The sequence below is a fragment of the Ruminococcus sp. D54t1_190329_F1 genome, from assembly GCF_015551645.1.
In the GTDB taxonomy this organism is placed as follows: Bacteria; Bacillota; Clostridia; order Lachnospirales; family Lachnospiraceae; genus Blautia_A; species Blautia_A faecis.
On the sequence record NZ_JADNDC010000022.1, the window covers coordinates 1 to 21692 of the forward strand.

Genomic DNA, 21692 nt, shown 5'->3' on the forward strand with positions numbered 1-21692 from the left:
AAAAATATAATGGTACAATAGAATTTTTGGATCTAGGTGACTCCTTTGAAGTAAGTGCTGTTCTTTATGGTATTTTAAGTGAAGTTGAATTATAACCGTTTTAAATGAATATATCAACTTAGTAATATGAAGACATAAATAGGAGAATTTATAGATGCAAAATATTTTTCCAGAACATAAATCTGAAATTGTATTAGGAAATGGTAAATTTCAACTTGATCCCATGTCATATACTGTTATTTATGAAGAAAAAGAAATCAGCTTAGCTCCCAGGGAATTTGAAGTTCTGTATCTTTTAGCACAAAGACCAAATTGGGTTATTCCAAAGAAGAATATCTATTGTTCGGTCTGGGAGAGTAATTATTATGATGATCAGATTCCGTACAAAACAGTGGAACACGTAGTATGGAAGATACGAAAAAAGATGGGGCATGATATTATAGAAACATTGATCAATGTAGGGTATAGACTAAAAAAGATGTAAAGGCAGGATAGTGTGAGTAAAAGTTTGTATATTCTGATTGAATTTTTGGGAGATACGCCATATAATATTGGCAACTATAAGAAGGCGCGTACATACGTCATTTGACTAAATATCACGTTGTAACTAGAAATTGAGATAAACTCTTACAGAGCTTTTGTGGACTATCCAAAGAAAAAGGAGGCTGACTATGAACGTATATGAAGAAATAGATCAGGAAACAATGATGTTGCTTTTAGATTTCTTGTGTAAACGGACAGTGGAAGGAAAACAGATATGGGAAAATATGGAGTATAATCCTATTTCCTTTTTACAAAAAGATATTTATGAAAAAGAAGGTACCTGTATATCACAAATGTTTGAAGCAACGACAGTATTCAATGGTATTGAATATGAATTAGAGCTTTCAGAGTCAATCGAACTTCCGTCTGGCAAGGGAGATATTTTTGGAACCATTTCTTATGAAACAGAAGACGGAAAAGAGAATACGTATGATTTCTCTTTATTTTTTGATGTAGAGAAATATGATGATGCGAATGCGGAAGAATTGCAGGGTATTTTTGGAAACTCAATCATTGTACAGTTTACAGATGCAATGGTGGGAGTATTTGAAAATTCAGATGCGGTAGCGGAGGGATTTGCTTATGCAAGATACTTTCATCAAACAGGAATTAATCCGGAATGGGAAACCAATCCTCTTGTGAAATTGGGTGAGAAACTGATGCAAGAGCACGCAATGTTGGATTTTCATAAAATAGTATTGGATACAGATTATAGAAAAAGTTTATGGAAACGACCATGAACCTTCTATAACAGGATACAAATTTTGGGGAAACCATTGATATTTCTTAGGATATCACATATAATATAGTTAAGCCAAAAGGTTTCGTGTAGCGGCACGTAAAAGCTGTACTGCGTCTAGGCAGGGTAAATATTGGGACTATTTTATACTCGAAAGAGTATTACGCCCACACCAGGGAGATACGGTGAGTCCGCACCGGGGACTGAATGATACCGGCGACATTTCAGACATTCGGAAGGGTGTCGCGGCTGACAGCCAGCATAAAACCGCTTTTTAGAACAAAGAGAATGATAAGAGAAGAGGAGGTGCTTTTATATGGCTACATCAAGTATTCTTACCAATGTTGTAATTGAAGATCCGAAAAAAGCAGAAGCATTTGTAGATGCACTTGAAAAGTCCAGTCAAGATCCAGTATGGAAACCTTCTGCACCGTCTATTCCAATATTAGATAGTGTAGAAGAATTACGCAGATTCCTGGGTAGGAAAAGGAACTAAGAGAGATGTATTATGCAGTTGTAAATATTTTAGATTATATAGAACTTATAGGAGAGGAGTCAGTAGTTGATGTCCTCTCCGGTTTTTCGTGTCCGAAGAATAAAGAAATAGAAAATTTTGTCCGGAATAATGCGGTAGAGTTCGCAAAACGGAAGATGTCCATTACTTATCTTTTGTTAGATGAGTATAGCAGGGTTTTGGCAATTTTTGCAATCACACATAAAGCAGTGCAAATCTGGGGAAAAAATCTTTCTTCTACGTTGCAAAAAAAGATACAGCGGTATGCACAAAAAAATGAGAAGACAGATGAATATGCTCTTTCTGCTTTTCTGATCGGTCAGTTTGGAAAAAATTATCAGCATAAAGACGCACCCGTTCCAGATGGCGGAAAGATGATGGAAGCGGTATTGACCATTCTTAAACATGTACAGCGTGAAATTGGCGGTGGCGTTGTGTACTTAGAGTGTGAGGAAAAGCCGGAGCTATTGAATTTCTATCAGAACGAGAAAAACAGATTCCGGAAATTCGGAGAACGTTTATCAGAAAAAGAAAATGTGAATTATATTCAGATGCTACGAATTTTATAAAAAAAGAATAAGGATACATAAGGTGCAGGTGATTCTAAAATAGAGGAGTCACCTGTATTTTTTATGCCTAAATGAAGAGATAATGCAGTGCTTTTTCGTAAATAGTGCAAAAATCGTTTTCAAGGCGTTCAGATATAATAAATCTCTAAAACAAAAAAAGGAAAGAAATGGTAATGAAACAGGGAAATCTTGCCTCCATAGTCCATTACCAGGGAAAGGATTTGTAATTATAATAGAGCCTGTAATCAACGAGGAGATAAAAGAATGCAGAATGAACTTTATATTGTAGCAGATGCCATAAAAGCCTTGCGGGAAGCCAGAGGACTGACTCAGGAGCAGCTTGCAGAGAAAGCGGATATTTCTGTATCACATCTGGCAAAGATTGAAACACATGCCAGACTTATGGGGATGAAAACCTATATCCGTCTGCTGGAAGCTATGGACATTCCCATAAAAGAACACTTCATACACATGGGGACAGCAAAAAAAGATATGATGTTGAAGGAGAAGATCTGGTATCTGGTACAGGATTGTAATGAATGGGAAACCAGCCTTTTGATTTATTCCATAGAGGGAATTAAGAAGGGGCTAAAGGAATATCAGCAAGACAGCAGGAAGTGAGAATACAAACGGGGAGGAAAAGGGAAATGTTATCAAGAGAAAAGGTGGAAGCAGTATTATTTAAAATGGGAATGCCAGCCAATGTAAAAGGATTTGGTTATATCGTAGACTGTGTTCTGATCCTGGAGAAAGACAGCAAGATCAAAACGACATATCTGTACTTTAAGGTAGCTCAGCAAAATGGTACGACAGGGCAGCGGGTAGAACGGGCAATCCGTCATGCGTTTGATATTGTCCGAAGCTGCAGAGGTGATTATGATGTGGTGAACCATTATATCGGTTTTATTAACTGTGCCAATTCCCCTTCCTTATCCATGCTTACGATGAAAATACGGGAAGAAGCACTGGAAGTACAGGAACCAAAACCGGAAAAGAAAGAAGAAAATGTAATTACAGGAATTACCGAAGCCCGGCTTCTGGAGTTAATGCGGCAGGCATACACAGAATTCTGGGCAGATATGATTATCCGGTTAAAGAAATAAAGAGAAATGCAGACAGAAAACAGTCTGCCAAAACACATCAGGGTTATGGTGTCTTTTGGCAGGCTGATGTTTTCAGCCGGAGAGAACCTTGAAAACTGAATATCGGTATGGTGATATTTTTTTGAAACAAACGTGTCATTTCTGACGCTAAAATATAGAAATATCTTAAAGGACACAAAACATTTCGGCACATTCTATTTTGTGTGATGCAGGGTCATGAGCTGTGCGAAGATACATTTGTCCGCAGTGGCAGCAGGTAAGGCAGAAAAGAAGCGGATCAAACAAGGAATCGTAGAAGATGAAGGAAAAGTGTGAGCAGCGCCCAGACATAGGCTGTTGGTGGCAGGCAGCCTGAAAGCCGGATGATAATGATACCTTTGCATAAAAACACTGCAACCAGGGTAGCGTCTGGGACATGCTGCAGCGGGAAAGGGGGCTGCAGGGTGTCAGGCGGCCAGCCGGGCCGGTTCTACATGCTCCCGTTCACACCGGGGTGAGAAAATAAAAAAATCATGCTGGCAGGGAAAGCCCTGCCGGTATGGTGTGTGAAACAGGTTCATTTTAGGGCTATGGGGAAACAACAGGTTTCCTCATAGTCCTGGAATGAAAACAGGAGCAAAAGAAAGAGGAGGCAGAGCAATGAAGAGAGAGAGGTTACAGAAACTGTTTTCAGAAGATAAAGAGATCTTTCATGGAGGAATGCTGTTTCCTACATGGATCTGCAAAGGAAAAGAAGAGATAGAAAATAGGAATATTCCCCAGCGTGCAGCAGTGTATCTGGATATTCCCATTCCCTGTGCCGGGCTTTTGTATTATGAAAAAGAAAAAAGCCTGCATTACTGTGAACAGCAGACATACCATGTAGTTACGATCCTGGAAGGTGTAGGGTGTGGTAATTCCATAGAAAAAGAAAACTGGCAGAGGCTGGCAGTGCTTGCAGGAAAAGGCATGATTGACGTGATTGTGGTATCCGGGCTTAGCAGGTTATCCTATTGTCCGGAGGAAATTTTACAGACTATGGAACTGCTCCAGGCTTTCCAGGTGCAGATAGACTGTATCGGTTATGGGATTTTAGATTATGCCAGACTGAAACAATATTTAATGCACACCTGGGAGAAACAGGAACAATTTGAGCAGGACTTAGATGCGTATCTGTGCAGTTGCTGTACCAGGGAAGGGATATAATGTTCTCGCGGGAAGAACTGCTGAAGATGCGGGAAATGACGTTTGAGGACATTGACCCGAAAGAGATACAAGATGTAGAGAAACTGAAGATTGATGTAAAAAAAAGCAAACCGGAGAAGGTCCGGGAAATCCTGGAGTCCGGAAAGAACCCTTATTTTCTGAAATATAAAGGGATCACCATAAAGATTGGGTTTGCTTCTACCAACCGTACCATAGAGGAAGCCATGCAAAGCCTTGTGCAGATGAAATGGTAAAGCTACGACAGGGATAGGGAAGAAAGCGGATTGTTGGCAGATTACAGGGTGGACAAACCTTCTGGACTATGGTAGGATGATGGCAAGGACCCAGTAGCCTCTATCATTTAGGGAATCGGCTGACGAATCTAAATGATAGGAGCGAATACAATGAAGAATCAAATACTTAAAAAAATCTATCGTGCGGTTGTTTACCTACGCCTTTCTGACGAAGATGGTGATAACAGGGAAAGCGACAGCATATCAAACCAGAGGATACTAATCCATAGCTTCTTAAAGAGCCACCCTGAAATTCAGGTGGTAAAAGAATGTGTAGATGATGGATATACCGGCACAAACTTTGTTGAGGTAAGATAACGTAACCTTTTTTGCAGAGGGTGTTATCTTACCTCTTTTTGATGTATGTTAGATAGCATAACTCTTTACGTCGGCTCCAATCTGTCTGAAATAGGAGATACTTTCAGTAGGCTTGTCGCCTGTATCAACTCTGCCGACAAAGCTATAAAAGATTTCGATTTTGCGGGTGTTCGTTTCCTTATCCAGTTCGTGAATAAGAATGCGGTCAATAAATTCATGGACGTTTTCGTAGGTCAGTTCGGTAATGGCGGTGTATTTGCGTACCAGTGCGACAAACCTTTTCACGTCCGCGCTGCGCTCGGTGGCGTTGTCAATTTCCTGTGACAGTTCCGCAATCCTCCGGGTCAGCGTCTTTTTTTCTTCGTCATAGCCGGAAGTCAGAAAAGCAAATTGTTCATCTGAAAGTTTCCCTAAAGCGTTGTCCTCATAGAGCTTGCGGAACAAGATATTCAGCTCGCTAATCCGGCTCTGCGCCTTGTCAAGCTCTTTCCGTTGCTGCGTCAGCGTCTTTTGTACTGCCTTTGCGCTGCACTCGTTGGCGGTTTCGATAAACTCCTGTTCATGCTCTTTCACATAGGACAATACCCTTTGTAAATCGGCAAGGACAAGTTCTTTAAGGACGCTCTTTCGGATATAATGGGTAGTGCAAAGCTCGCCAGTCCTTATCCTGTTTCGATACTTGCCGCAAGTGTAGGCGTGTTTGCGTTCCAGTGTCCCGGCTCCCTGTTGCAGATACATTTTATAGCCGCAGTCCCCGCAAAAGAGAAGCCCCGAAAAAATGTCAATTTCATCAACCTTTGTAGGGCGGTGTTTGGTGGCAATCCGTTTCTGTGCAAGCTCAAAGGTTTCTTCATCAATCAAGGGTTCGTGTGTGTTGGGGAAGAAGTAACGCTTTTCCTCCGGGTTCTTCTTCGTCTTTTTCGATTTGTAAGATACCTTATAGCTCTTGCCTGTAATGGTATGCCCCAAATACTCTTTACGCGCCAGAATGTCATAGAGCGTCTTATCCGGCCAGTTGTAAATACAATTCGGGTGTGGGCGGGGGTGCCTGTGGCTTCCTGTGCGCCTGTACTGCAATTCTGCAACAGTCAATACCTCATGTTCCCGTAGCCAGTTCTGGATTTCGCAGATACGGTCGCCGCGCACATACATAGCGAAAATCTGTTTTACAATGTGCGCCGTTTCCGGGTCGGGCAATAGATGATTGCGGTCGTTGGGGTCAGCTATGTACCCATAAGGCACTTGCCCGTTGACGCGCTCGCCTTTCTGCGCCTTTGCCTGTTTGACAGCCCGGATTTTCTTTGAAGTGTCGCGGGCGTAAAACTCGTTGAACCAGTTCCGCAGAGGGGTAAACTCGTTATCTTCCCTTGCTGTGTCTACACCGTCGTTAATGGCAATGTAGCGCACTTCATATTCGGGAAAAACAATCTCTATCAGCTCCCCGGTTTTCAGATAATTACGTCCCAGACGGGAGAGGTCTTTTGTTATGACGGTCGCCACGTTCCCGGCTTCAACTTCGTGCAGCATGGCTTGAAGCCCCTCACGCTCAAAGCTCACGCCGGAAAATCCGTCGTCTACGAAAAAGCGCGTGTTGAAAAAGTGGTGTTCGTCAGCATACTTTTGTAAAATCATCTTTTGGTTCTGTATGCTCTCGCTTTCCCCGGCCTGCATATCTTCCTGGCTCAATCTGCAATATAAAGCGGTAATCTTGTCTGTCTGTAACATTTTGTCCTCCTTTCCGACGACAGACAAGCATGGCATTTGTACTGTCTATATTATACCACATACCGCTGCCTGTGTCATGTATAAAATGTGAAGAAACGCCCTATTTCCGGGCGTTTGCGGGGTTCAGTTCCATGTCTTTGCGAATGAGTTTTTTTATCTTTTTATCCAGTGTGTCCGTTGCGCGTTCACTTGCGGACGAACATACAAGGTAAGTAACTTTTCCTATTTTATGCTCCGTTGTGGTAACGGGCGTTTGGTTTTGCGTCAAAGAAAATCCCCCTTTCTTTCGCAAACATATAATACAGTCTATGAATAGCAGCAAGTCCACTATTCAATAAAACAAAGGCTTTAATCGGACGGTTATTAGCATAACCTCATGGGAATTTCACCCCGGCATGGTTCTCATGCAGCCCTACCCATTGCCTGCGACGCTCTTAACGCTCGGACTGTGGCTGTAAGGAAGTATCATTGTATATTCTGCGTGTCGTCGCCCGCAAGCCGCTACACTTGCTTTCCGGCGCGGTGTTGGTCGCTCGGCTGTCCGGGCGGGGATAACCTCACCCGGATAGCGTCATGGCGCACCCGCCGTATGGCTCGGCGCAAAAGGAACGTATCCGATTTGCCCTATGCTGCGCCGCCGTTATCTTGCGCCGCTTTCTTTGTCAAGGTTCAGAATGGCTTTGCTGCCGCGTCAGCAGCGGAACGGAAAAGGGGGAGAGAGAAAGCGTCCCGCCGCCGCTGCGGTTTATTCCTCTGCCTTAAAGGTGAGGACAGCCATCATCAGTTTTGCTTGCAGCCGTTCCCGAATGTCGTGGTCTACGCCGAAATAGACATTCCCGCGCTCGTCGTACAGCTTCCGCATGGAGAGGCGGGCTATGTAGCCGCTGAAATGCTGCAAGACAATCTTCATAGCGTCCGGGTCGCCCTTTGTCGCTACCACAATGACAGGATAGGGAACAAGGGCATTTTCCGGGTAGCCGGGTTCGTTACCATTCGTCCCATTCATCAGCATTTTCCTCCAGATATTTTCTTAATCTCTCAAAAGAGCTTGTCCGCCTGTACTGTATCGTGCTTCTCGACGTATTGAACAGTTCCGCAATCTCGGTATCGTTCATTCCCTCGAAGTAATACAGCAGTATGGCTTTGCGCTTTTCTTCCGGCAAAGTACGGATTGCTTCAAGAAGCAGCTTTGGCGTGATTTTCTTCCCGGCTTTCTCAAAGACGGTTTCAACAGTTTCCCGTTTGAAATATTCATCAAACGTATGAAGCTGTCGCGCTTCGTCTAAGGTCATGTCGGAAAAGGTCACTTCCTTTGCCCTGTGTCTGCGAAGCTCTCTATGAGTGTCGCACGCTTCATTGTGAAGTACCGTATTACAAAACTTCTGAAAAGCACACTGTTTGTAAAACTCCCTGCTGTTAGGTTCCACATTCTCACCTCCTTTCTCGTTGGAAAGTTGGTGGTGCTTCCCCCTTTTCGCGGGGCAATACGGCGGTTTTCAAAAACGCCGAAGATTTTTTGAAATTTCTTCAAAAAATTTTTTGAGCAGCAAAATGCGCCTGTCCGAAAAGCCCGGACAGGCGCATTGGTATTGTGAGTAGTATTTAGATGATTAGACAGTTCATATATACAAGCGTAATTTCCCCCGGTGGTGGTCGGGCTTTTTTTGATGTGTCAATGACCGTCGGATTTTGTCGATATGGTATGTGCTTCATGGCGGCTACCTCCTTTAGCCGCCGCTTTTAACAGTGATACCGCGTCATTTCTTGAGAAGATAAAAAGAAACGGCGGCTTTGATTTTTCAAAGCTGCTGCGGAAATCAAAGAACGACAAGCAACAGTTCTGATTTTGCTCCAATATGGTTATTGGGGGCACAAATTAAATCAAAAAAGAGCCGATAACAGCAGTATTTCAAACTGCATATTATCGGCTCTGCGTCTGTGCGTCTGGCTCTTTTAATTAAATTATTTTTGTTGTTTTTTGGCTTTATTATATGTATTAGCTAACTGTCCACAAGCTGCTTTAATCTCTCTACCATGAGAAACTCTCATGGTAACTTCAAGTCCTGTTTGCTCTAATTGATGTTTGAACGCAACCATTTCTTGTTTTTGTGGTGCTCTAATTTTTGAATTACTCGTCGGGTTGTATTGCAGCACGTTAATCATAACATTTTTGCCCTTAAACCATTTTGCAAGTTGCCTTATATCTGAGGAACGGTCATTTATACCTGGTAAAAGCAAATACGCAAATACCACTTTTCGATTATGCCTTTGTGAATAGGACAATGCTTGCTTAACAACATCTTCAATAGCGTACATGTGCATATGAGGAATGATACAGTTTCTCACAGCCTGTGTTGCTGCATGTAAAGATATTGTCAACTGAATTTTTAGATGTTCTTCGCGCAATTTTTTTAATTGATTAACTGGACCAACTGTTGATATGGTAATGCCGTCGGTTGGAAAGTTAAGTCCATTTCTATCTCGAAGAATATGGATTGCTGCAATCAAGTTGTCGTAATTGAATAAAGGTTCTCCCATTCCCATAAAAACGATACGATTTACTTTTTGACGTATCAATATGACCTGCTGCACAATTTCAGACGGTGTTAGATTACGAACGAAACCATTGCGTCCGGACTCACAAAAAATACAGCCAACAGAACAACCAACTTGCGTACTTACGCAAACAGTCCCACCATCTCGCCGTTTAATAAAAACCGTTTCGATATACCTGTTGTCTTTCAATTCATAAACATACTTTTCAGTATCGCTACTTTTATAGACTTTTTTTGTTGATATTGATAGATTTTTTTTGTGAAATGGCTGTTTATACAATTTCGCATATAAGGCTCTTGCTTTATCCTCTCCAATTACTTCCGACATTTCTTTGTAAGTAAATCCGTATGGGTCATTCAATATTTCCGTAGGTGTACTTTTAGGTAAGTGTTTCATTTAATATCCTTCCTTTTCAAAATTAAAAAGTTTGTTTTTCAGAGTTTTTGATTATGATTTCTAATTTTTCAACATCAACGATATGTGTTAATTTACATTTAGGGCAGAAAAGAGGAAAATTTCTTAATACCGTATTATAAAATACTTGAACCCTCGTCTTTCCGTTACAAATTGGACATTTTATCCAATATTTTTCAAGCATAATATTTCTCCTTTTGCGCAAAAAAATACAGGTCAATTCTCAACATGAGCATTGACCTGCATTTATACATATAACACTACAACAAAATTAAGGCATAGTTTTTATACTATGTCTATACATCGTTAGTTTTGTTGTATAGCATACGCAAAATAAGCATGACAAAAAAGCCCATATTGAAAATGGGAAAAATCTTTTTTAATTTCAATGCTTATCGAATACGCATGCTATGTAACATAAACATTTCCCCCCTTTTAATAATACTATACAAAAAAAGCGGCTAGTTGTCAACATATACATATGAATTATTTTAGTCAACTGATAGAACAGTGTAGACATATCCAAGAGGAAAGGTGAACAGTAAAATGTAATAGGGTGAATAATTATGGCAAAAAGACCAGTACCGAAATACGACTTCAAGGCTTTTGGGGCAGCGATAAAGGCGGCGCGGACAGGGCGCAAGGAGAGCCGCAAGAAAGTAAGCGACGAAATGTTTATCTCGCCGCGTTACCTTGCGAACATTGAGAACAAGGGGCAGCACCCAAGTTTACAGATTTTCTTTGAGCTTATGCTCCGCTACAATATATCCGTAGACCAGTTCCTTTTGGAAACGCCGCCGGAGAAGAACACGCAGCGGCGGCAGCTCGACGCGCTTCTTGACGGTATGAGCGATACAGGCATACGGATTGTGACCGCAACGGCAAAAGAGATTTCCGAAGTCGAAAAAGAGGGCGAATAGGAATGTCCGGCTTAAAACTGAACAGGATTTAGAAAGCGTTGCAATCTTTTTTGAATTGCAGCGTTTTTCTTTTGCGGAAGTTTGGCAAAATAGCTTTTTCTCCGTAGTAAGGGATAAGGGCATAAGGGATAAAAACATTCGTAGCAAGCATAGGAAGCGGGTACCCACTTCCGTATTTTCGCCCTCCCGCGCTGCGGCGCGTCGGTTGAAAATGGCTTGTTGGGAAGTGTCCCAAACCCTCGGAACGGAAAGGAAAGGAGCGAAGCAATGGACGGACGGAAAAGGACGGTGCAAATCAAATTCAGAGTGACGGAAGCGGAACGGGATTTAATACTGGAAAAAATGAAGCTCGTACCCACCCGGAACATGGCGGCGTATCTGCGGAAGATTGCCATTGACGGGTATATCATTCAGATAGACCACGCCGATATAAAGGCAATGACCGCAGAGATACAGAAAATCGGTGTCAACGTCAACCAGATAGCCCGCCGCGTGAACGCGGCGGGGAACGCATACCAAGAGGACATAGAGGAAATAAAGGGGGTGCTTGCGGAGATATGGCGGTTACAAAGATTAAGCCTGTTAAAAGCACCCTAAGCAAAGCCCTTGACTATATCGAAAACCCGGACAAGACGGACGGGAAAATGCTCATATCCTCTTTCGGCTGCTCCTATGAAACGGCAGACATTGAGTTCGGCTATACCCTCTCGCAAGCACTGGATAAGGGCAGCAATTTAGCCTTTCACTTGATACAGTCCTTTGCGCCGGGGGAAGTGGACTATGAGAAAGCCCACGAAATCGGGAAGCAGCTTGCCGACGCGGTGACAAAGGGGCAGCATGAATATGTTGTGACGACGCACATTGACAAGGGGCATATCCATAACCACGTCATTTTTTGCGCGGTGAATTTTGTAGACCATCACAAATACAATTCCAACAAAAGGAGCTATTACGGCATACGGAACATGAGCGACAAGCTGTGCCGGGAAAATGGCTTGTCCGTCGTCGTCCCCGGCAAGGGCAGCAAGGGAAAGAGCTATGCGGAGTACCAGGCAGAAAAGACGGGTACAAGTTGGAAAGGCAAGCTAAAGATTGCCGTTGACGCGCTTATCCCCCAAGTTTCCAGTTTTGAGGAATTGCTAACGCGGTTACAGGCGGCGGGCTATGAGATAAAGCCGGGGAAATATGTTTCATGCCGCGCCCCCGGACAGGAACGCTTCACCCGCCTAAAAACCCTCGGCGCAGACTATACAGAGGAAGCCATAAGGGAACGGATAGCGGGCAGACGGGCAAAGGCGGCGAAAGCCCCCAGAGAGCAGCGCGACGTTTCGCTGCTTATCGACATTGAGAACAGTATCAAGGCGGCGCAGAGTAAGGGCTATGAACAGTGGGCGAAAATCCACAATCTGAAACAGGCAGCTAAAACCATGAATTTCTTGACGGAACACAAGATTGAACAGTACGCGGATTTAGTCAGCCGGATTGAGGAAATGTCAGCGGAAAGCGGACAGGCGGCAGACGCATTGAAGAACGCGGAAAAGCGGCTTGCGGACATGGCGGTGCTTATCAAGAATGTTTCCACCTACCAAAAGACAAAGCCCGTCTATGACGCATACCGCAAGGCAAGGAACAGGGAGAAGTACCGCGCCGGACAGGAACAGGCGATTATCCTACATGAAGCCGCCGCAAGGTCGTTGAAAGCGGCGGGCATTGCAAAGCTCCCGAACCTTGCCGCGCTGCAATCGGAGTATGAAGCCCTCCAAGCGCAGAAAGAAGCCCTTTACGCCGACTATGGGAAGCTGAAAAAGAAAGTCCGGGAATATGATATTATCAAGCAGAACATTGACAGCATTTTACAGGCAGACAGGCAGCCGGAACGTGAAAAGGGAACAGAGCGCGGATAAGGATAGCAAAATCCCCGCCGCTGTGCTATGATAAGGCTATCAAATACAGACAGGAGCGTTGAAGCATGGAAAACCAGAAAATGCCGGAATATGAAACCATACGCGCCGCCGTTGCCGGGGAAAAATGGGCGGTGGAGAAAGTCGTGGAGTGCTACAAGGACGAAATCGACAGGCTATCGACGGTAGCGGTCAGACAGCCGGACGGAAGCACGAAACAGGAAATCAACGAAGATATGCGCCAGTCTATCACAAAGAAGCTGATAGAAGCCCTCCCGCAGTTCCCACTTGAAGAAATGGAAAAGGGAAATGTCAGATAGGCAAAAAAAGAACAGGACGCGGAAGCCGGTATATGACTTCCGCGCCCTGTCTTTTTATGGGTGCTGTTTTCGTGAATGTTACGCAGTAGAACGCCATTTTCGGGGATAAAGGTATAAAGTATCGCCTATCCGATTTTCACGCCCGGAAAGCCCTGTAAATCAAGGGATTTTCCGCGCCTACTGCGTAACAGGGGTGCGTCTTTTCCTCATGCGCTCGGCGGCTTGTCTGCGGGTGATACGCTTCCGGCAGACGGGGCAGTATTTGACACTGTTAGAGGTTGACGCAAAGAACGCGCCGCACTCGGTACATTTCTTCTTATCCCCTGTCTGGTAAAGCTCCGCATAGAGCAGCCTGTCGGCGGGAAGCACCGCAACCCGGAACCACTTGCAGAGAAGCGAATAGGAAATGAGCTGCGGACATACGCATTCGTCTCCGTCGTCCAGTAAGATACAGTTCCCGTTATCATAGTTGCAGCACGTCCGGCGCACAAGGGCGTTGACTTTCCGGCTCTGGGGCGGCGTCAGCCGCTTAACCCCGTTCATACTTCATCAGCGGCGTAAATGGGAAGCTCTGCAAATTCCGCTTCGGTCAAAGCGTCCACTTTGGAAAGGGTGCGCTTTGCAAGCTCCCGCATATCCGCGTCCATGTAGGGCAGCGCGGCGTTGACATTCTCAATCAAAGCCCGCTTGCCGCCCTCGTTGTAAATGCTCAAAAGGTTTGTTTCTTCAACAGTCAGTCTAATCATGCTCATACCTCCATATCGTGATTTTTTGTTTTTGCCGCCGCCTTTTTCGGGGCGGTCTTTGCCTTGTCTGCTTTAAGCTGCGCCCGGATAGAGGGGCGGGGCTTCCTTATCTCCCTGTCCCGGTTCTCCCCCTTGTCAATCAGCGCATACGTCCCATGTCTGCCCTCGATTTTGGAAAAGGAAAGAGTCTTATAGGGCAGCATGGAGAAAAGGCGGTCAGTGTCCTTTGTGGCTGCAAGCCGCATGAACGCCGGGGAAAGCTCTGCCATGAAATGGGTCTTGTTCGGGCTATTCGGCTCATAGTGCCGCTTCATTTCCCGCACAATGCGCCGCGCTTCCGTTTCAATCAGCCCGTCCCGCAAGGCTGTGATATGCGCCTTGAAGTCCCCCGGTGGAAGCTGCTCCCGGCTGCGCCGTTCTTCCTGTAAGAGTGATTGCAGCGCGTCCGGGTCGTCGGGTAGGGCTTCAAAGCGTTCAAACTTCCCAAGCTGCGGGTCTGGGTTGCCGTTGAAGAACCGTCCGGCGGGTATCTCCCTTTCCCCTCGCTCATAAATCAGCTTCACCGTATCGGCGGGCAGTTCCTTTTCCTTGACGCGCTCATAATGTTTAGCGTAGTCCAGTTCGTACAGATTGCCCTTAATTTTCCCGCGCTCCTTTCCCGTCAGCTCGATTGCATAGGCAAGGACGCGGTCGCTTGTCTGCTCCATGTAGAAACGCCATGTGTTGTGGGGCGCGGTGTCTTTGAGGAAAACGTCGCGCTCCCGGAAACAGTGCGTCCCGGACGGGCGGCAGAACCACAAAAGGGTCTTGTCCTCCCTGTTGGGGCTTGCCGCCGCCTTTGCGATAATCTCTTTGTCAATGTCTAAGTCGCTCTGGTAAAAGCCTGTGTTCTGCTTCATAATCGCTTCAAGGGAAGCGAACAAATCCACGTTTTCAAATTTACTCTGTTCCGGCATGGGTCAGCTCCTTTCCAAGTCCTGTGACTTCTGCTTTGCGTTTTTCTTCTGCGCCTTTTCCTTGTCGGCTCTAAGCTGCGCCCGGATAGAGGGCTTTTTTTCCGGCTTCGCTCCCTTGCCGCGCTCCTTGTCGGCTTTGACAGCGTTAGCCAGGTCAACAAGGGAAATCTGCTCGCCCGCCTTTACCTTTGCTTCCAGTTCGTCAACGGTGGGGGTGTTGTTGATGATACCGTCAATCATGTTTCCGTTCTGCTCTATGGTCTGCTCGGCGGTTTTCAAGGGATTGTCCCGCTGCGCCTGTTCTGCGGCAACGGCAAACGCCCGCGTCCCATTCCCCATAATCAGATACTTTCCGTCGTCCGACTGGTGGTGAAAGCCATATCCGGCGGCTTCTATCTGCTCCCGGCTCATAGCGGTTACATGGAAAGTCCCTCTCGGTGTTTTGACAGTTTCGCCCTTTTCCAAGTCGTCCGGGGTAAGCTGCTTCTGCTCCTGTAAAAACTCCGGCACTTCCCGGAAACCTACACTGTCAACGAAATGCGCCGCGTCCTGTCCGTCCTGATGAAGCACTACCACGTCCGAAACGGAAAGGCTGTGTCCCTTAAAATCTTTGGGGTGGTCGATATTGAAACGGGTGTAAATATCTTCAAGGGAAGTTTCCGGCGCAAGGGGCGCGGAATAGACAAGCTCATAGTTCGCCCTGTCAACCACATTTCCCGCCGCCTGCAGGCGGTCGTATGGCTCAAAGCGGAAATCCCTTGTTTCGTCCCCGCCTTTTATCTGGTAAATGGAAAAGGTGTCTTTGTCCTGTCCGGCGGTCTGCGCCGTTTCCTGTGCCTTTGCGTAAAGCTGCTTTACGTCGCCCTCGGTCAGCCCGCCGCTTTTGAGCTGCCCCATAAGCTCGCGGCATTTCTCCGGCGTTCCCGTATAAAGCACGTCGCCCATTTTCGCCCGCCCGTTCTCCTGTGTCACATAGGCTTGCAAGAGGTGGCTGTTTTCCGGGCTGTCGCCGTAAGGGTTCCGGCGCATCTTGTAAATCGTTTCCGGGGTAAAGGCTTCTTTCGGGGCTGCGCCCGCCTTTTCCTGTGCGCCGGATTTTCCCGGTGCGGCTGCTTCCGGCTTCTCTTTCCCGGCTGTATCTGCCTTTGCCGGGGCTTCCGGCTGCGGCTGTTCTTTCGGGGCTGCCTTTTCCTCTCTGGTGGGCTGCTCCTGTCCGGCGGTCTGCTCCTTGTCCTGTGCCTTTTGCAGCTCCGCAAGATTTTCGTCTATGGAATTGATAATCTCGGCGGCTGCGCTGCGTATCGTTTCAAGGGAGCTTTTCAGCTCGGACAGCTCCCGCCCGCTGCTCCACCCGGCGACATAGCCGAAAGAGTAGTCCGACGTGTCAAGCCCGTAATGTTGGCAGACAGTATAGGCGACGCTTTCCGCTTCGACTTCGCGGGTGCGGCGGTCAACGTGGGGCTGCTGCTCGTCCTTTGGCGCGTTGAGGTCAATGTCGTGCAGCTTCGCATGGGCGATTTCGTGAATGGCGGTCTTTAAGGTCTGTAATTCGCTCATGCCCTCGTTGATAGCAATGCGCTTGTCCTCCAAGTGGTAGTAGCCATGAGAGCCGCCCTCGATATTCTCAAAGGCGATAGGAACGGGGGAAGTCTTTTCAAGGGCTGCGAAAAAATCCTTGTAGCGGTCAACGTCGCCCGTCAGCTCGTCAACGGCAATATCCGGCAGCTCCTTTCCCTCGGTCTGGGAAACGTCAAAGACGGATACCACCTTGTAGGCGGGTATGGTGACTTCCTTTTCCTCGGTGACGGGCTTTCCATCCTTGCCGATTATGGGCTTCTGTGTGTGCGGGTCGATTTTCTGCATTTCCTGTTTGATTTTATAGGGCGACGGGGCAATGATTTTAATTCCCTTTTGCCCTTTCATCACGTTTCGCTCAAAGTTATTCTTCCAAGCGGAAAAGCCCGCCACAAGGGAAGCGTCCGGCTTCTGCATGGCGATAAGGACGGTGTTTCGGAAGCTGTAATTATGGAATTTTGACATGACTTTCAGATATTCCTTGTAACGCTCGCTGTCAAAGAGTTCCGCAATACCCTGTTCCAGACGGTCGGTAATCTCTTTTAATTTCTCGGCGGGCTTCTCGCTCGTCAGCACGATAGGGATAACCGGGCGCGGCTCCTGTGGCTGCTCTGCGGTCTGCGCGGTTCTCTGCCCCGGCGCGGCTGCGTCAAAATCTGCTTTTTCCGGGTCGGGGCGTGACCGCTGCGGGGGCTGCGGCGTTACCCGGTATTCCTGTGGAACGTCGCGCCCGTCGTACCATTCTGTAAAGGTGTTGCGGTTGTTGTAGATATAGCCCTTTTCGGTAAACATACCGTCGTCGTTAATGGAAGCGTCGCGCCCGTATTCCTCATACATGAAATACTTTTTCGCTTCTTCGGGCAGTTCGGGTTCTTCCAGTTCATCAACCAGATAACGCCCGTATTCTTCTTCATTGTGGACGGACGGATAAATCCAGTAGCAGTCAAGGTTTTGTGCAAGGTTGATGATGTCCTGTAAGCTGTCGGCATGGTCGCCGTATTCAATGGCTGCAATGAATTTCTCCCGGTCGTCGTCAAACTGCATTTCCAAGAGCTTCCCTAAATAGTTCAGCTCGTCGGGGTGGGAATACTCGCTTAAATGTTCCGCCAAGCCGGGGATAGGGGATTGAAATTCTGTGAAATGCCATTCCTCGTAATGCTTGAAGTCAATCCCGATACGGTCAAAGACTTCTTTCAGATGTTCGGCAGTCGTGGGGAACGTCACCCATTCGCCCGCGGGTCTGCCCTCGGTGTACTTCCCAAGATTGGAAAGATAGCCGCTTAAAATCGGTTCTGCCATTTGTTCGCTCCTTTCTTTTTCAATCATGCGGTGCATAAGCTCAAAATCCTCAATGCTCATGCTCCCGTCAAATACATAGGGGTTAAAATCCTCTCCGTCCCGGTAGGGCTTTTCGGAAAAGGGAAGCCCCGCTTCATGGGCGGCTGCCCTCGCTTCCTCGATAACCTCCGGGGGAAGCCTGTCGTCATGCGCCCCGATAAAACCGTCAATGTCGTTCATGCTGTTTTCGTAGTGGTAGCGCACTCCGGCGGTCAGCTCGTCAAGGCTCATGTCCTCGCCTAAATGCCCGCAGTAATAGCCGTTTAGGATAACGGCGGCGGGGTCGGTGCTTTTGATTTCCTCTAACCGGCTCCTGTCCTCCGGGTAGAGGGTGTCGTCCATATCAAGATGAAAATATTCCGCGTTCCATGAACGCCCCTGTTTCCAGAACGCCACCCATGCGATACCGTCCCTAAGCTCGTCTTGATAGTCCTTTACGGTGTCCCGTAAACTTGCCATAGTGAAAAACCTCCTTTCTTTGGGGCAGCGTCACAAGCTGCATTTTTGGGCTGCATGGTCTACTACGGGTACGCCCGCATTTCTGCCAAAGATTTCTCAAAAATTTTTAGAGGGTGAAGCCCTCCGCAAAAGAGGGTTTGGGAAACTTCCCAACAAGCAAAATCCCCGTCCGGCGCGTCAGCGTCGCAACGGGGATTTACGGAAGTGGGTACCCGCTTCCTATGCTTGCTATTCAAGTTTTTAGTTCTTCTGTACTTCGATACGGTAGTTGACGTATTTCCCGCCAGTGTCAGCCAGAACGATAGTTCCGTCATAGGTCTTGCCTGTTTTCGGGGAATAGAGCTTCTTCACATTCACTTTGCCGGATTTAAGGAGCGCGGCGGCAATCTTCGCGGAAAAAGCGGTCTTGCGTTCCTCGAAAAAGCGGTCATTCTTCCACATGACAAAGGCACATTCTTTGTTGCTGCAATAATAGTTTTTCTTCCCCTCATGGACGGGGGAACCGCAACGGGGGCATTTGCCGACAGAGGGCTTTTCCTCCCGGAACAAATCCTTTTTCCCGTCCAGTGCTGCGGCGTGTGTCTGCACAAGCTCCCGCGCCATAGCTTCAATGCCGGACAGAAATTCGCCGGGGTCTGCGGCTCCCTTTGCTATCTGCGTCAGATTGTTTTCCCATTCTGCGGTAAGCTGCGGGGAAGTGAGCATATCCGGCAAGACTGATATAAGGGCGGCTCCGTTCTGCGTGGGGATAAGCTGCTTCCCCTTGCGCTCTGCAAAGCCGCCCTTTACCAGTTTTTCAATGACGGCGGCGCGGGTGGCGGGAGTGCCAAGCCCCCGGCGTTCCGCGTCCGGGTCGGTGTCCCCGTTCCCGGCTCGCTCCATAGCAGAGAGAAGCGACGCTTCGCTGTGGGGCTTCGGCGGCGTTGTGGTATGCTCCGTTACTTTTGCGGCGGGGTTAGGAAAGTTCTGTCCCTCGGAAAGCTCCGGCAGCGTCACGCCCTCATTTTCCCCGTCCTCTGCTTCGGGCTTATCTTTCAGCGTCGCCCGGTATCTGCGTTCAAGCTCTTTCCAACCCTCCGCAAGTACGGTCTTTCCCCTTGCGGTGAAGTCTGTCCCGGCGCATGAGAAAACCGCCGTAACCGCTTCATAAATATGCGGCTCGGCGGTGGCAAAAAGCAGACGCGCCCCCGCAAGGGTAAGGATATTCTTCTCGCTTTCCGGCAGCGCGTCCGGGTCAGCCTTTGCAAGCTCCATAGTGGGAATGATTGCGTGGTGGTCTGATACTTTCTTGCTGTCTAATACCTTTGCAATCTCCGGCGTGAAGTCCGCGCCCGCCATAAAGGGGAGCTTTTCGCAAAGCAGCGCGATAATGTCCGCTGCGGTGCCGCCCATGTCGTCAGTAAGAAAGCTGCTGTCCGTCCTCGGATAAGTAAGGAGCCGCTTTTCATAAAGGGATTGTGCAAGGTCAAGGGTCTGCTTTGCGGTGTAACCGAAAATGCGGTTCGTTTCCCGCTGCAAAGAGGTAAGGTCAAAGAGCTTTGGCGGGGCTGCGGTTTTCTTCTCTCTGGTAAGGGAAACGCATACCGCCTTTCCCGCTTCGCAAGCCCCTTTCAGCGCGTCGGCTTCTGCCTTGTCCGAAATCCTTTCGCTTGCCGCGTCCGCGCCGGATAAATCAAGGCGAACATGATAATATTTTTCTTTCTGGAAATGGGAGATAGCCGCGTCCCGGTCGGTGAGCATTTTTAAGGTCGGGGTCTGGACGCGCCCCACGTTCAAGGTCTTTCCATACAGGCAGGAGAAAAGCCGGGTGGCGTTAATGCCGATAAGCCAGTCAGCCTTTGCGCGGCAGAGGGCGGACGCAAAGAGCGCGCCATAGTCCCGCCCGTCTTTGAGGGAAGCAAAGCCCGCCTTAATCGCCCCGTCCTCCATTGAAGAAATCCACAAGCGGCGCATGGGCTTCTTGCAGCCCGCCACTTCGTAGACAAAGCGGAAAATCAATTCACCCTCGCGCCCCGCGTCACACGCATTTACCACTTCGGAAACGTCGGCGCGGTGCATAAGCTCTTTAATGGTTTTGAATTGCTTCCCCTTGTCCGGGTCAACGGCGTACTGCCATTCCTCCGGCAGAATGGGTAAGCTGTCAAAACTCCATTTTTTATATTGCTCCCCGTAGGCGGCAGCTTCCGCAAGCTGTACCAAATGCCCGACGCACCATGAAATGAGGTAGCCGCCGCCCTCGATATACCCGTCCTGTTTCCCCTTAATGCCAAGCGCGGCGGCGATAGTCTGCGCCATGCTCGGCTTTTCTGCAATCACAAGTCTAAATGCCATGAAAAAATCCTCCTTTCAGCGTTCCGGCGCGGTGTGCTTCTTCTCCTGTGCCTGTTTCAGACAATAGCCGATACAGGGGGATTGCGCCTTATAAGGGCAACGCATACACGCCGGGGATTTTGGAACGGGCGGCGCACTGTCACGCCGCCCGGTGGGTCTTTGTACCATCATTTTTTCTAAAGGGTTTTCGGTGAAAAGCGTCATGCTTCCTCGTCCTCCTGTTCTTCATCAGAAAGCCCGTCCCCCTCGTCCTCGTCGTAATCGTCAAAATCGAAATCTTCAAGGTCGGTGTCGCCCTTGACGTTCTGCTTTGGCTTCATAAACTTAAAATAATAGAACGCGCCCCCGCCGCCAAGAAGTGCCACGACAAGGAAAAGCACAAGCCCGCCTGTATTGCCTTTCTCTTTGGGCTGCTCTGTTGGTTTCTCGGTTTCCGGCTCCGCTTCCTTGCCGCTGCAAGCGGTCATGTTGTCCTTGCAGACAGGGCAGCTCACATTTACCTTTCCGGCTTCGCATTTATCGGTGCAACTGCAAACGGCGGGCGGGGCTGCTTCGGTGCTTCCGTCCTCCATAAGTGCTAAGAGGTCGGCTTCGTCCACTTGATTAAGGAAATGTACGGTGTCCTCGCCCTCGTCGTCCCGGTCAATGAGGATATAAAAGTAATTGCCGTTTTTGGTCGTTACGGTGATAAGCTGCTTGTTGCCGCCGAAATCGTCTACAAGGGTCGCGTTCCCGTCCGGGGTAAGGGGTTCTTCCTTTTGGGGTTCCTCGTAGACAACGCCGCTGTCGTTGGTGTCGTCCTCTCCCTCCGGGGTCTGTGCAAAAGCGGTGACGGAAAAGCCGCCCATAAGTACAAGGGCGGCGCAAAGTGCGGTCAAGGTTCTAAGGATTTTCTTATTCATTCTCGGTGTCCTCCATTTCTTCGGTGTCATGGTCTGCGGGTTCTGCGGGGTAGCCCGGCGCGGCTTCCATACCCGGAATACCGCCCCCGGAAAGCATAGCGGAAAGCTCATGCGGGGAAAGGCGCATGGAGCGCACAAGCTGTACGATTTGCAGGTTTTCCGCTTCGGTTTTCTGCGCTTCAAGCCCCCTTAATCTGTTCTGGTACTCGGTGATTTTCTCGCGGGTCTTTGCAATCTCTTTGTCGATACGTTCAATTTTGTTCATAGCCATCAATAAATTTCTCC

The 21692-nt window shown here is 47.8% G+C and carries 27 protein-coding genes; 13 read left to right on the forward strand and 14 right to left on the reverse strand.

Features of this window, described 5'->3' with window-relative positions; genetic code table 11:
- The first annotated feature begins 154 nt into the window (after window positions 1–154).
- From I2D69_RS11310 to I2D69_RS11350, 9 genes are all read left to right on the forward strand, one after another.
- A complete protein-coding gene (locus tag I2D69_RS11310; protein WP_117855217.1) occupies window positions 155–484 on the forward strand; it encodes a winged helix-turn-helix domain-containing protein in 330 nt (109 codons plus the stop codon).
- A 187-nt stretch (window positions 485–671) separates the two neighbouring features.
- The gene (locus I2D69_RS11315; protein ID WP_117855214.1) at window positions 672–1283 is read left to right on the forward strand and encodes a hypothetical protein; all 612 of its coding nucleotides are present in this window, start codon (window positions 672–674) and stop codon (window positions 1281–1283) included.
- Window positions 1284–1598: 315 nt separating this feature from the next.
- On the forward strand, window positions 1599–1778 hold the full coding sequence (locus I2D69_RS11320; RefSeq protein WP_055056077.1) for a hypothetical protein: 180 nt from the start codon (window positions 1599–1601) through the stop codon (window positions 1776–1778).
- A gap of 5 nt (window positions 1779–1783) precedes the next feature.
- Window positions 1784–2365 carry a hypothetical protein gene (locus I2D69_RS11325; RefSeq protein ID WP_055056076.1) on the forward strand — a complete coding sequence of 194 codons (582 nt, stop codon included), beginning with the start codon at window positions 1784–1786 and terminating at the stop codon, window positions 2363–2365.
- A gap of 264 nt (window positions 2366–2629) precedes the next feature.
- Entirely contained in the window at window positions 2630–2986 is a 357-nt protein-coding gene (locus I2D69_RS11330) for a helix-turn-helix transcriptional regulator (RefSeq protein ID WP_055172436.1), read from the forward strand.
- A gap of 26 nt (window positions 2987–3012) precedes the next feature.
- On the forward strand, window positions 3013–3468 hold the full coding sequence (locus I2D69_RS11335) for a sporulation initiation factor Spo0A C-terminal domain-containing protein (protein WP_195379929.1): 456 nt from the start codon (window positions 3013–3015) through the stop codon (window positions 3466–3468).
- Window positions 3469–4107: 639 nt separating this feature from the next.
- Window positions 4108–4653: a recombinase family protein gene (locus I2D69_RS11340; protein WP_182439023.1), complete on the forward strand. Its 546-nt coding sequence runs from the start codon at window positions 4108–4110 to the stop codon at window positions 4651–4653.
- Window positions 4653–4907: a DUF6870 family protein gene (locus tag I2D69_RS11345; RefSeq protein ID WP_055172445.1), complete on the forward strand. Its 255-nt coding sequence runs from the start codon at window positions 4653–4655 to the stop codon at window positions 4905–4907. The genes I2D69_RS11340 and I2D69_RS11345 overlap by 1 nt, the downstream gene beginning before the upstream one ends.
- Window positions 4908–5057: 150 nt before the next feature.
- Window positions 5058–5264, forward strand: coding sequence for a recombinase TnpX (locus I2D69_RS11350; RefSeq protein WP_195379930.1), 207 nt, complete (start codon window positions 5058–5060; stop codon window positions 5262–5264).
- A 48-nt stretch (window positions 5265–5312) separates the two neighbouring features.
- On the opposite strand, the gene I2D69_RS11355 is transcribed toward I2D69_RS11350, so the two are convergent.
- The 6 genes from I2D69_RS11355 to I2D69_RS11380 form a co-directional block, all read right to left on the reverse strand.
- On the reverse strand, window positions 5313–6989 hold the full coding sequence (locus I2D69_RS11355) for a recombinase family protein (protein WP_019727566.1): 1677 nt from the start codon (window positions 6987–6989) through the stop codon (window positions 5313–5315).
- Between the two features lie 100 nt (window positions 6990–7089).
- Window positions 7090–7317, reverse strand: a complete 228-nt coding sequence (locus I2D69_RS20495) for a transposon-encoded TnpW family protein (RefSeq protein ID WP_004607973.1) — start codon at window positions 7315–7317, stop codon at window positions 7090–7092.
- 417 nt (window positions 7318–7734) lie between these two features.
- Window positions 7735–7995: a helix-turn-helix domain-containing protein gene (locus I2D69_RS11365; protein ID WP_019727567.1), complete on the reverse strand. Its 261-nt coding sequence runs from the start codon at window positions 7993–7995 to the stop codon at window positions 7735–7737.
- On the reverse strand, window positions 7976–8416 hold the full coding sequence (locus I2D69_RS11370; RefSeq protein WP_008978027.1) for a sigma-70 family RNA polymerase sigma factor: 441 nt from the start codon (window positions 8414–8416) through the stop codon (window positions 7976–7978). The genes I2D69_RS11365 and I2D69_RS11370 overlap by 20 nt, the downstream gene beginning before the upstream one ends.
- 535 nt (window positions 8417–8951) lie before the next feature.
- Window positions 8952–9941, reverse strand: coding sequence for a 23S rRNA (adenine(2503)-C(2))-methyltransferase RlmN (gene rlmN, locus I2D69_RS11375; protein WP_008978028.1), 990 nt, complete (start codon window positions 9939–9941; stop codon window positions 8952–8954).
- A gap of 22 nt (window positions 9942–9963) precedes the next feature.
- Window positions 9964–10143, reverse strand: a complete 180-nt coding sequence (locus tag I2D69_RS11380) for a cysteine-rich KTR domain-containing protein (RefSeq protein ID WP_002588768.1) — start codon at window positions 10141–10143, stop codon at window positions 9964–9966.
- Between the two features lie 382 nt (window positions 10144–10525).
- Here I2D69_RS11380 and I2D69_RS11385 point away from each other — a divergent pair, with 382 nt between their 5' ends.
- The 4 genes from I2D69_RS11385 (at window position 10526) to I2D69_RS11400 (ending at window position 13100) form a co-directional block, all read left to right on the forward strand.
- The gene (locus tag I2D69_RS11385; RefSeq protein WP_008978029.1) at window positions 10526–10879 is read left to right on the forward strand and encodes a helix-turn-helix transcriptional regulator; all 354 of its coding nucleotides are present in this window, start codon (window positions 10526–10528) and stop codon (window positions 10877–10879) included.
- A 267-nt stretch (window positions 10880–11146) separates the two neighbouring features.
- Entirely contained in the window at window positions 11147–11476 is a 330-nt protein-coding gene (gene mobC, locus I2D69_RS11390) for a plasmid mobilization relaxosome protein MobC (protein ID WP_008978030.1), read from the forward strand.
- Window positions 11437–12783 (forward strand): relaxase/mobilization nuclease domain-containing protein, encoded by a 1347-nt coding sequence (locus tag I2D69_RS11395; protein WP_008978031.1) that lies wholly within the window; start codon window positions 11437–11439, stop codon window positions 12781–12783. The genes mobC and I2D69_RS11395 overlap by 40 nt, the downstream gene beginning before the upstream one ends.
- A 65-nt stretch (window positions 12784–12848) precedes the next feature.
- Window positions 12849–13100: a helix-turn-helix domain-containing protein gene (locus I2D69_RS11400; RefSeq protein WP_002585088.1), complete on the forward strand. Its 252-nt coding sequence runs from the start codon at window positions 12849–12851 to the stop codon at window positions 13098–13100.
- 177 nt (window positions 13101–13277) lie between these two features.
- On the opposite strand, the gene I2D69_RS11405 is transcribed toward I2D69_RS11400, so the two are convergent.
- The 8 genes from I2D69_RS11405 to I2D69_RS11440 all read right to left on the reverse strand — a co-directional run bounded on the left by I2D69_RS11405 (window position 13278) and on the right by I2D69_RS11440 (window position 21678).
- On the reverse strand, window positions 13278–13643 hold the full coding sequence (locus tag I2D69_RS11405) for a cysteine-rich VLP domain-containing protein (RefSeq protein WP_067539660.1): 366 nt from the start codon (window positions 13641–13643) through the stop codon (window positions 13278–13280).
- A complete protein-coding gene (locus tag I2D69_RS11410; RefSeq protein WP_002569181.1) occupies window positions 13640–13846 on the reverse strand; it encodes a transposon-transfer assisting family protein in 207 nt (68 codons plus the stop codon). The genes I2D69_RS11405 and I2D69_RS11410 overlap by 4 nt, the downstream gene beginning before the upstream one ends.
- A gap of 2 nt (window positions 13847–13848) precedes the next feature.
- On the reverse strand, window positions 13849–14802 hold the full coding sequence (locus I2D69_RS11415) for a hypothetical protein (protein ID WP_008978032.1): 954 nt from the start codon (window positions 14800–14802) through the stop codon (window positions 13849–13851).
- A 3-nt stretch (window positions 14803–14805) separates the two neighbouring features.
- On the reverse strand, window positions 14806–18174 hold the full coding sequence (locus I2D69_RS11420; protein WP_195379931.1) for an antirestriction protein ArdA: 3369 nt from the start codon (window positions 18172–18174) through the stop codon (window positions 14806–14808).
- Between the two features lie 240 nt (window positions 18175–18414).
- Window positions 18415–20505: a DNA topoisomerase 3 gene (locus I2D69_RS11425; protein WP_008978034.1), complete on the reverse strand. Its 2091-nt coding sequence runs from the start codon at window positions 20503–20505 to the stop codon at window positions 18415–18417.
- A 15-nt stretch (window positions 20506–20520) separates the two neighbouring features.
- Window positions 20521–20709: a hypothetical protein gene (locus I2D69_RS11430; protein ID WP_002569177.1), complete on the reverse strand. Its 189-nt coding sequence runs from the start codon at window positions 20707–20709 to the stop codon at window positions 20521–20523.
- Window positions 20706–21407 carry a DUF4366 domain-containing protein gene (locus tag I2D69_RS11435; RefSeq protein WP_002585094.1) on the reverse strand — a complete coding sequence of 234 codons (702 nt, stop codon included), beginning with the start codon at window positions 21405–21407 and terminating at the stop codon, window positions 20706–20708. Before I2D69_RS11435 ends, I2D69_RS11430 begins: the two co-directional genes overlap by 4 nt.
- Window positions 21400–21678, reverse strand: coding sequence for a DUF4315 family protein (locus I2D69_RS11440; protein WP_002569175.1), 279 nt, complete (start codon window positions 21676–21678; stop codon window positions 21400–21402). The genes I2D69_RS11435 and I2D69_RS11440 overlap by 8 nt, the downstream gene beginning before the upstream one ends.
- Window positions 21679–21692: the final 14 nt, after the last annotated feature.

Bases quoted from the DNA above. Each gene is read 5' to 3' on its own strand.
- I2D69_RS11310 (WP_117855217.1), top strand. From the start codon at position 155: ATGCAAAATATTTTTCCAGAACATAAATCTGAAATTGTATTAGGAAAT.
- I2D69_RS11315 (WP_117855214.1), top strand. From the start codon at position 672: ATGAACGTATATGAAGAAATAGATCAGGAAACAATGATGTTGCTTTTA.
- I2D69_RS11320 (WP_055056077.1), top strand. From the start codon at position 1,599: ATGGCTACATCAAGTATTCTTACCAATGTTGTAATTGAAGATCCGAAA.
- I2D69_RS11325 (WP_055056076.1), top strand. From the start codon at position 1,784: ATGTATTATGCAGTTGTAAATATTTTAGATTATATAGAACTTATAGGA.
- I2D69_RS11330 (WP_055172436.1), top strand. From the start codon at position 2,630: ATGCAGAATGAACTTTATATTGTAGCAGATGCCATAAAAGCCTTGCGG.
- I2D69_RS11335 (WP_195379929.1), top strand. From the start codon at position 3,013: ATGTTATCAAGAGAAAAGGTGGAAGCAGTATTATTTAAAATGGGAATG.
- I2D69_RS11340 (WP_182439023.1), top strand. From the start codon at position 4,108: ATGAAGAGAGAGAGGTTACAGAAACTGTTTTCAGAAGATAAAGAGATC.
- I2D69_RS11345 (WP_055172445.1), top strand. From the start codon at position 4,653: ATGTTCTCGCGGGAAGAACTGCTGAAGATGCGGGAAATGACGTTTGAG.
- I2D69_RS11350 (WP_195379930.1), top strand. From the start codon at position 5,058: ATGAAGAATCAAATACTTAAAAAAATCTATCGTGCGGTTGTTTACCTA.
- I2D69_RS11355 (WP_019727566.1), bottom strand. From the start codon at position 6,989: ATGTTACAGACAGACAAGATTACCGCTTTATATTGCAGATTGAGCCAG.
- I2D69_RS11365 (WP_019727567.1), bottom strand. From the start codon at position 7,995: ATGAATGGGACGAATGGTAACGAACCCGGCTACCCGGAAAATGCCCTT.
- rlmN (WP_008978028.1), bottom strand. From the start codon at position 9,941: ATGAAACACTTACCTAAAAGTACACCTACGGAAATATTGAATGACCCA.
- I2D69_RS11380 (WP_002588768.1), bottom strand. From the start codon at position 10,143: ATGCTTGAAAAATATTGGATAAAATGTCCAATTTGTAACGGAAAGACG.
- I2D69_RS11385 (WP_008978029.1), top strand. From the start codon at position 10,526: ATGGCAAAAAGACCAGTACCGAAATACGACTTCAAGGCTTTTGGGGCA.
- mobC (WP_008978030.1), top strand. From the start codon at position 11,147: ATGGACGGACGGAAAAGGACGGTGCAAATCAAATTCAGAGTGACGGAA.
- I2D69_RS11395 (WP_008978031.1), top strand. From the start codon at position 11,437: ATGGCGGTTACAAAGATTAAGCCTGTTAAAAGCACCCTAAGCAAAGCC.
- I2D69_RS11400 (WP_002585088.1), top strand. From the start codon at position 12,849: ATGGAAAACCAGAAAATGCCGGAATATGAAACCATACGCGCCGCCGTT.
- I2D69_RS11405 (WP_067539660.1), bottom strand. From the start codon at position 13,643: ATGAACGGGGTTAAGCGGCTGACGCCGCCCCAGAGCCGGAAAGTCAAC.
- I2D69_RS11410 (WP_002569181.1), bottom strand. From the start codon at position 13,846: ATGATTAGACTGACTGTTGAAGAAACAAACCTTTTGAGCATTTACAAC.
- I2D69_RS11415 (WP_008978032.1), bottom strand. From the start codon at position 14,802: ATGCCGGAACAGAGTAAATTTGAAAACGTGGATTTGTTCGCTTCCCTT.
- I2D69_RS11420 (WP_195379931.1), bottom strand. From the start codon at position 18,174: ATGGCAAGTTTACGGGACACCGTAAAGGACTATCAAGACGAGCTTAGG.
- I2D69_RS11425 (WP_008978034.1), bottom strand. From the start codon at position 20,505: ATGGCATTTAGACTTGTGATTGCAGAAAAGCCGAGCATGGCGCAGACT.
- I2D69_RS11430 (WP_002569177.1), bottom strand. From the start codon at position 20,709: ATGACGCTTTTCACCGAAAACCCTTTAGAAAAAATGATGGTACAAAGA.
- I2D69_RS11435 (WP_002585094.1), bottom strand. From the start codon at position 21,407: ATGAATAAGAAAATCCTTAGAACCTTGACCGCACTTTGCGCCGCCCTT.
- I2D69_RS11440 (WP_002569175.1), bottom strand. From the start codon at position 21,678: ATGGCTATGAACAAAATTGAACGTATCGACAAAGAGATTGCAAAGACC.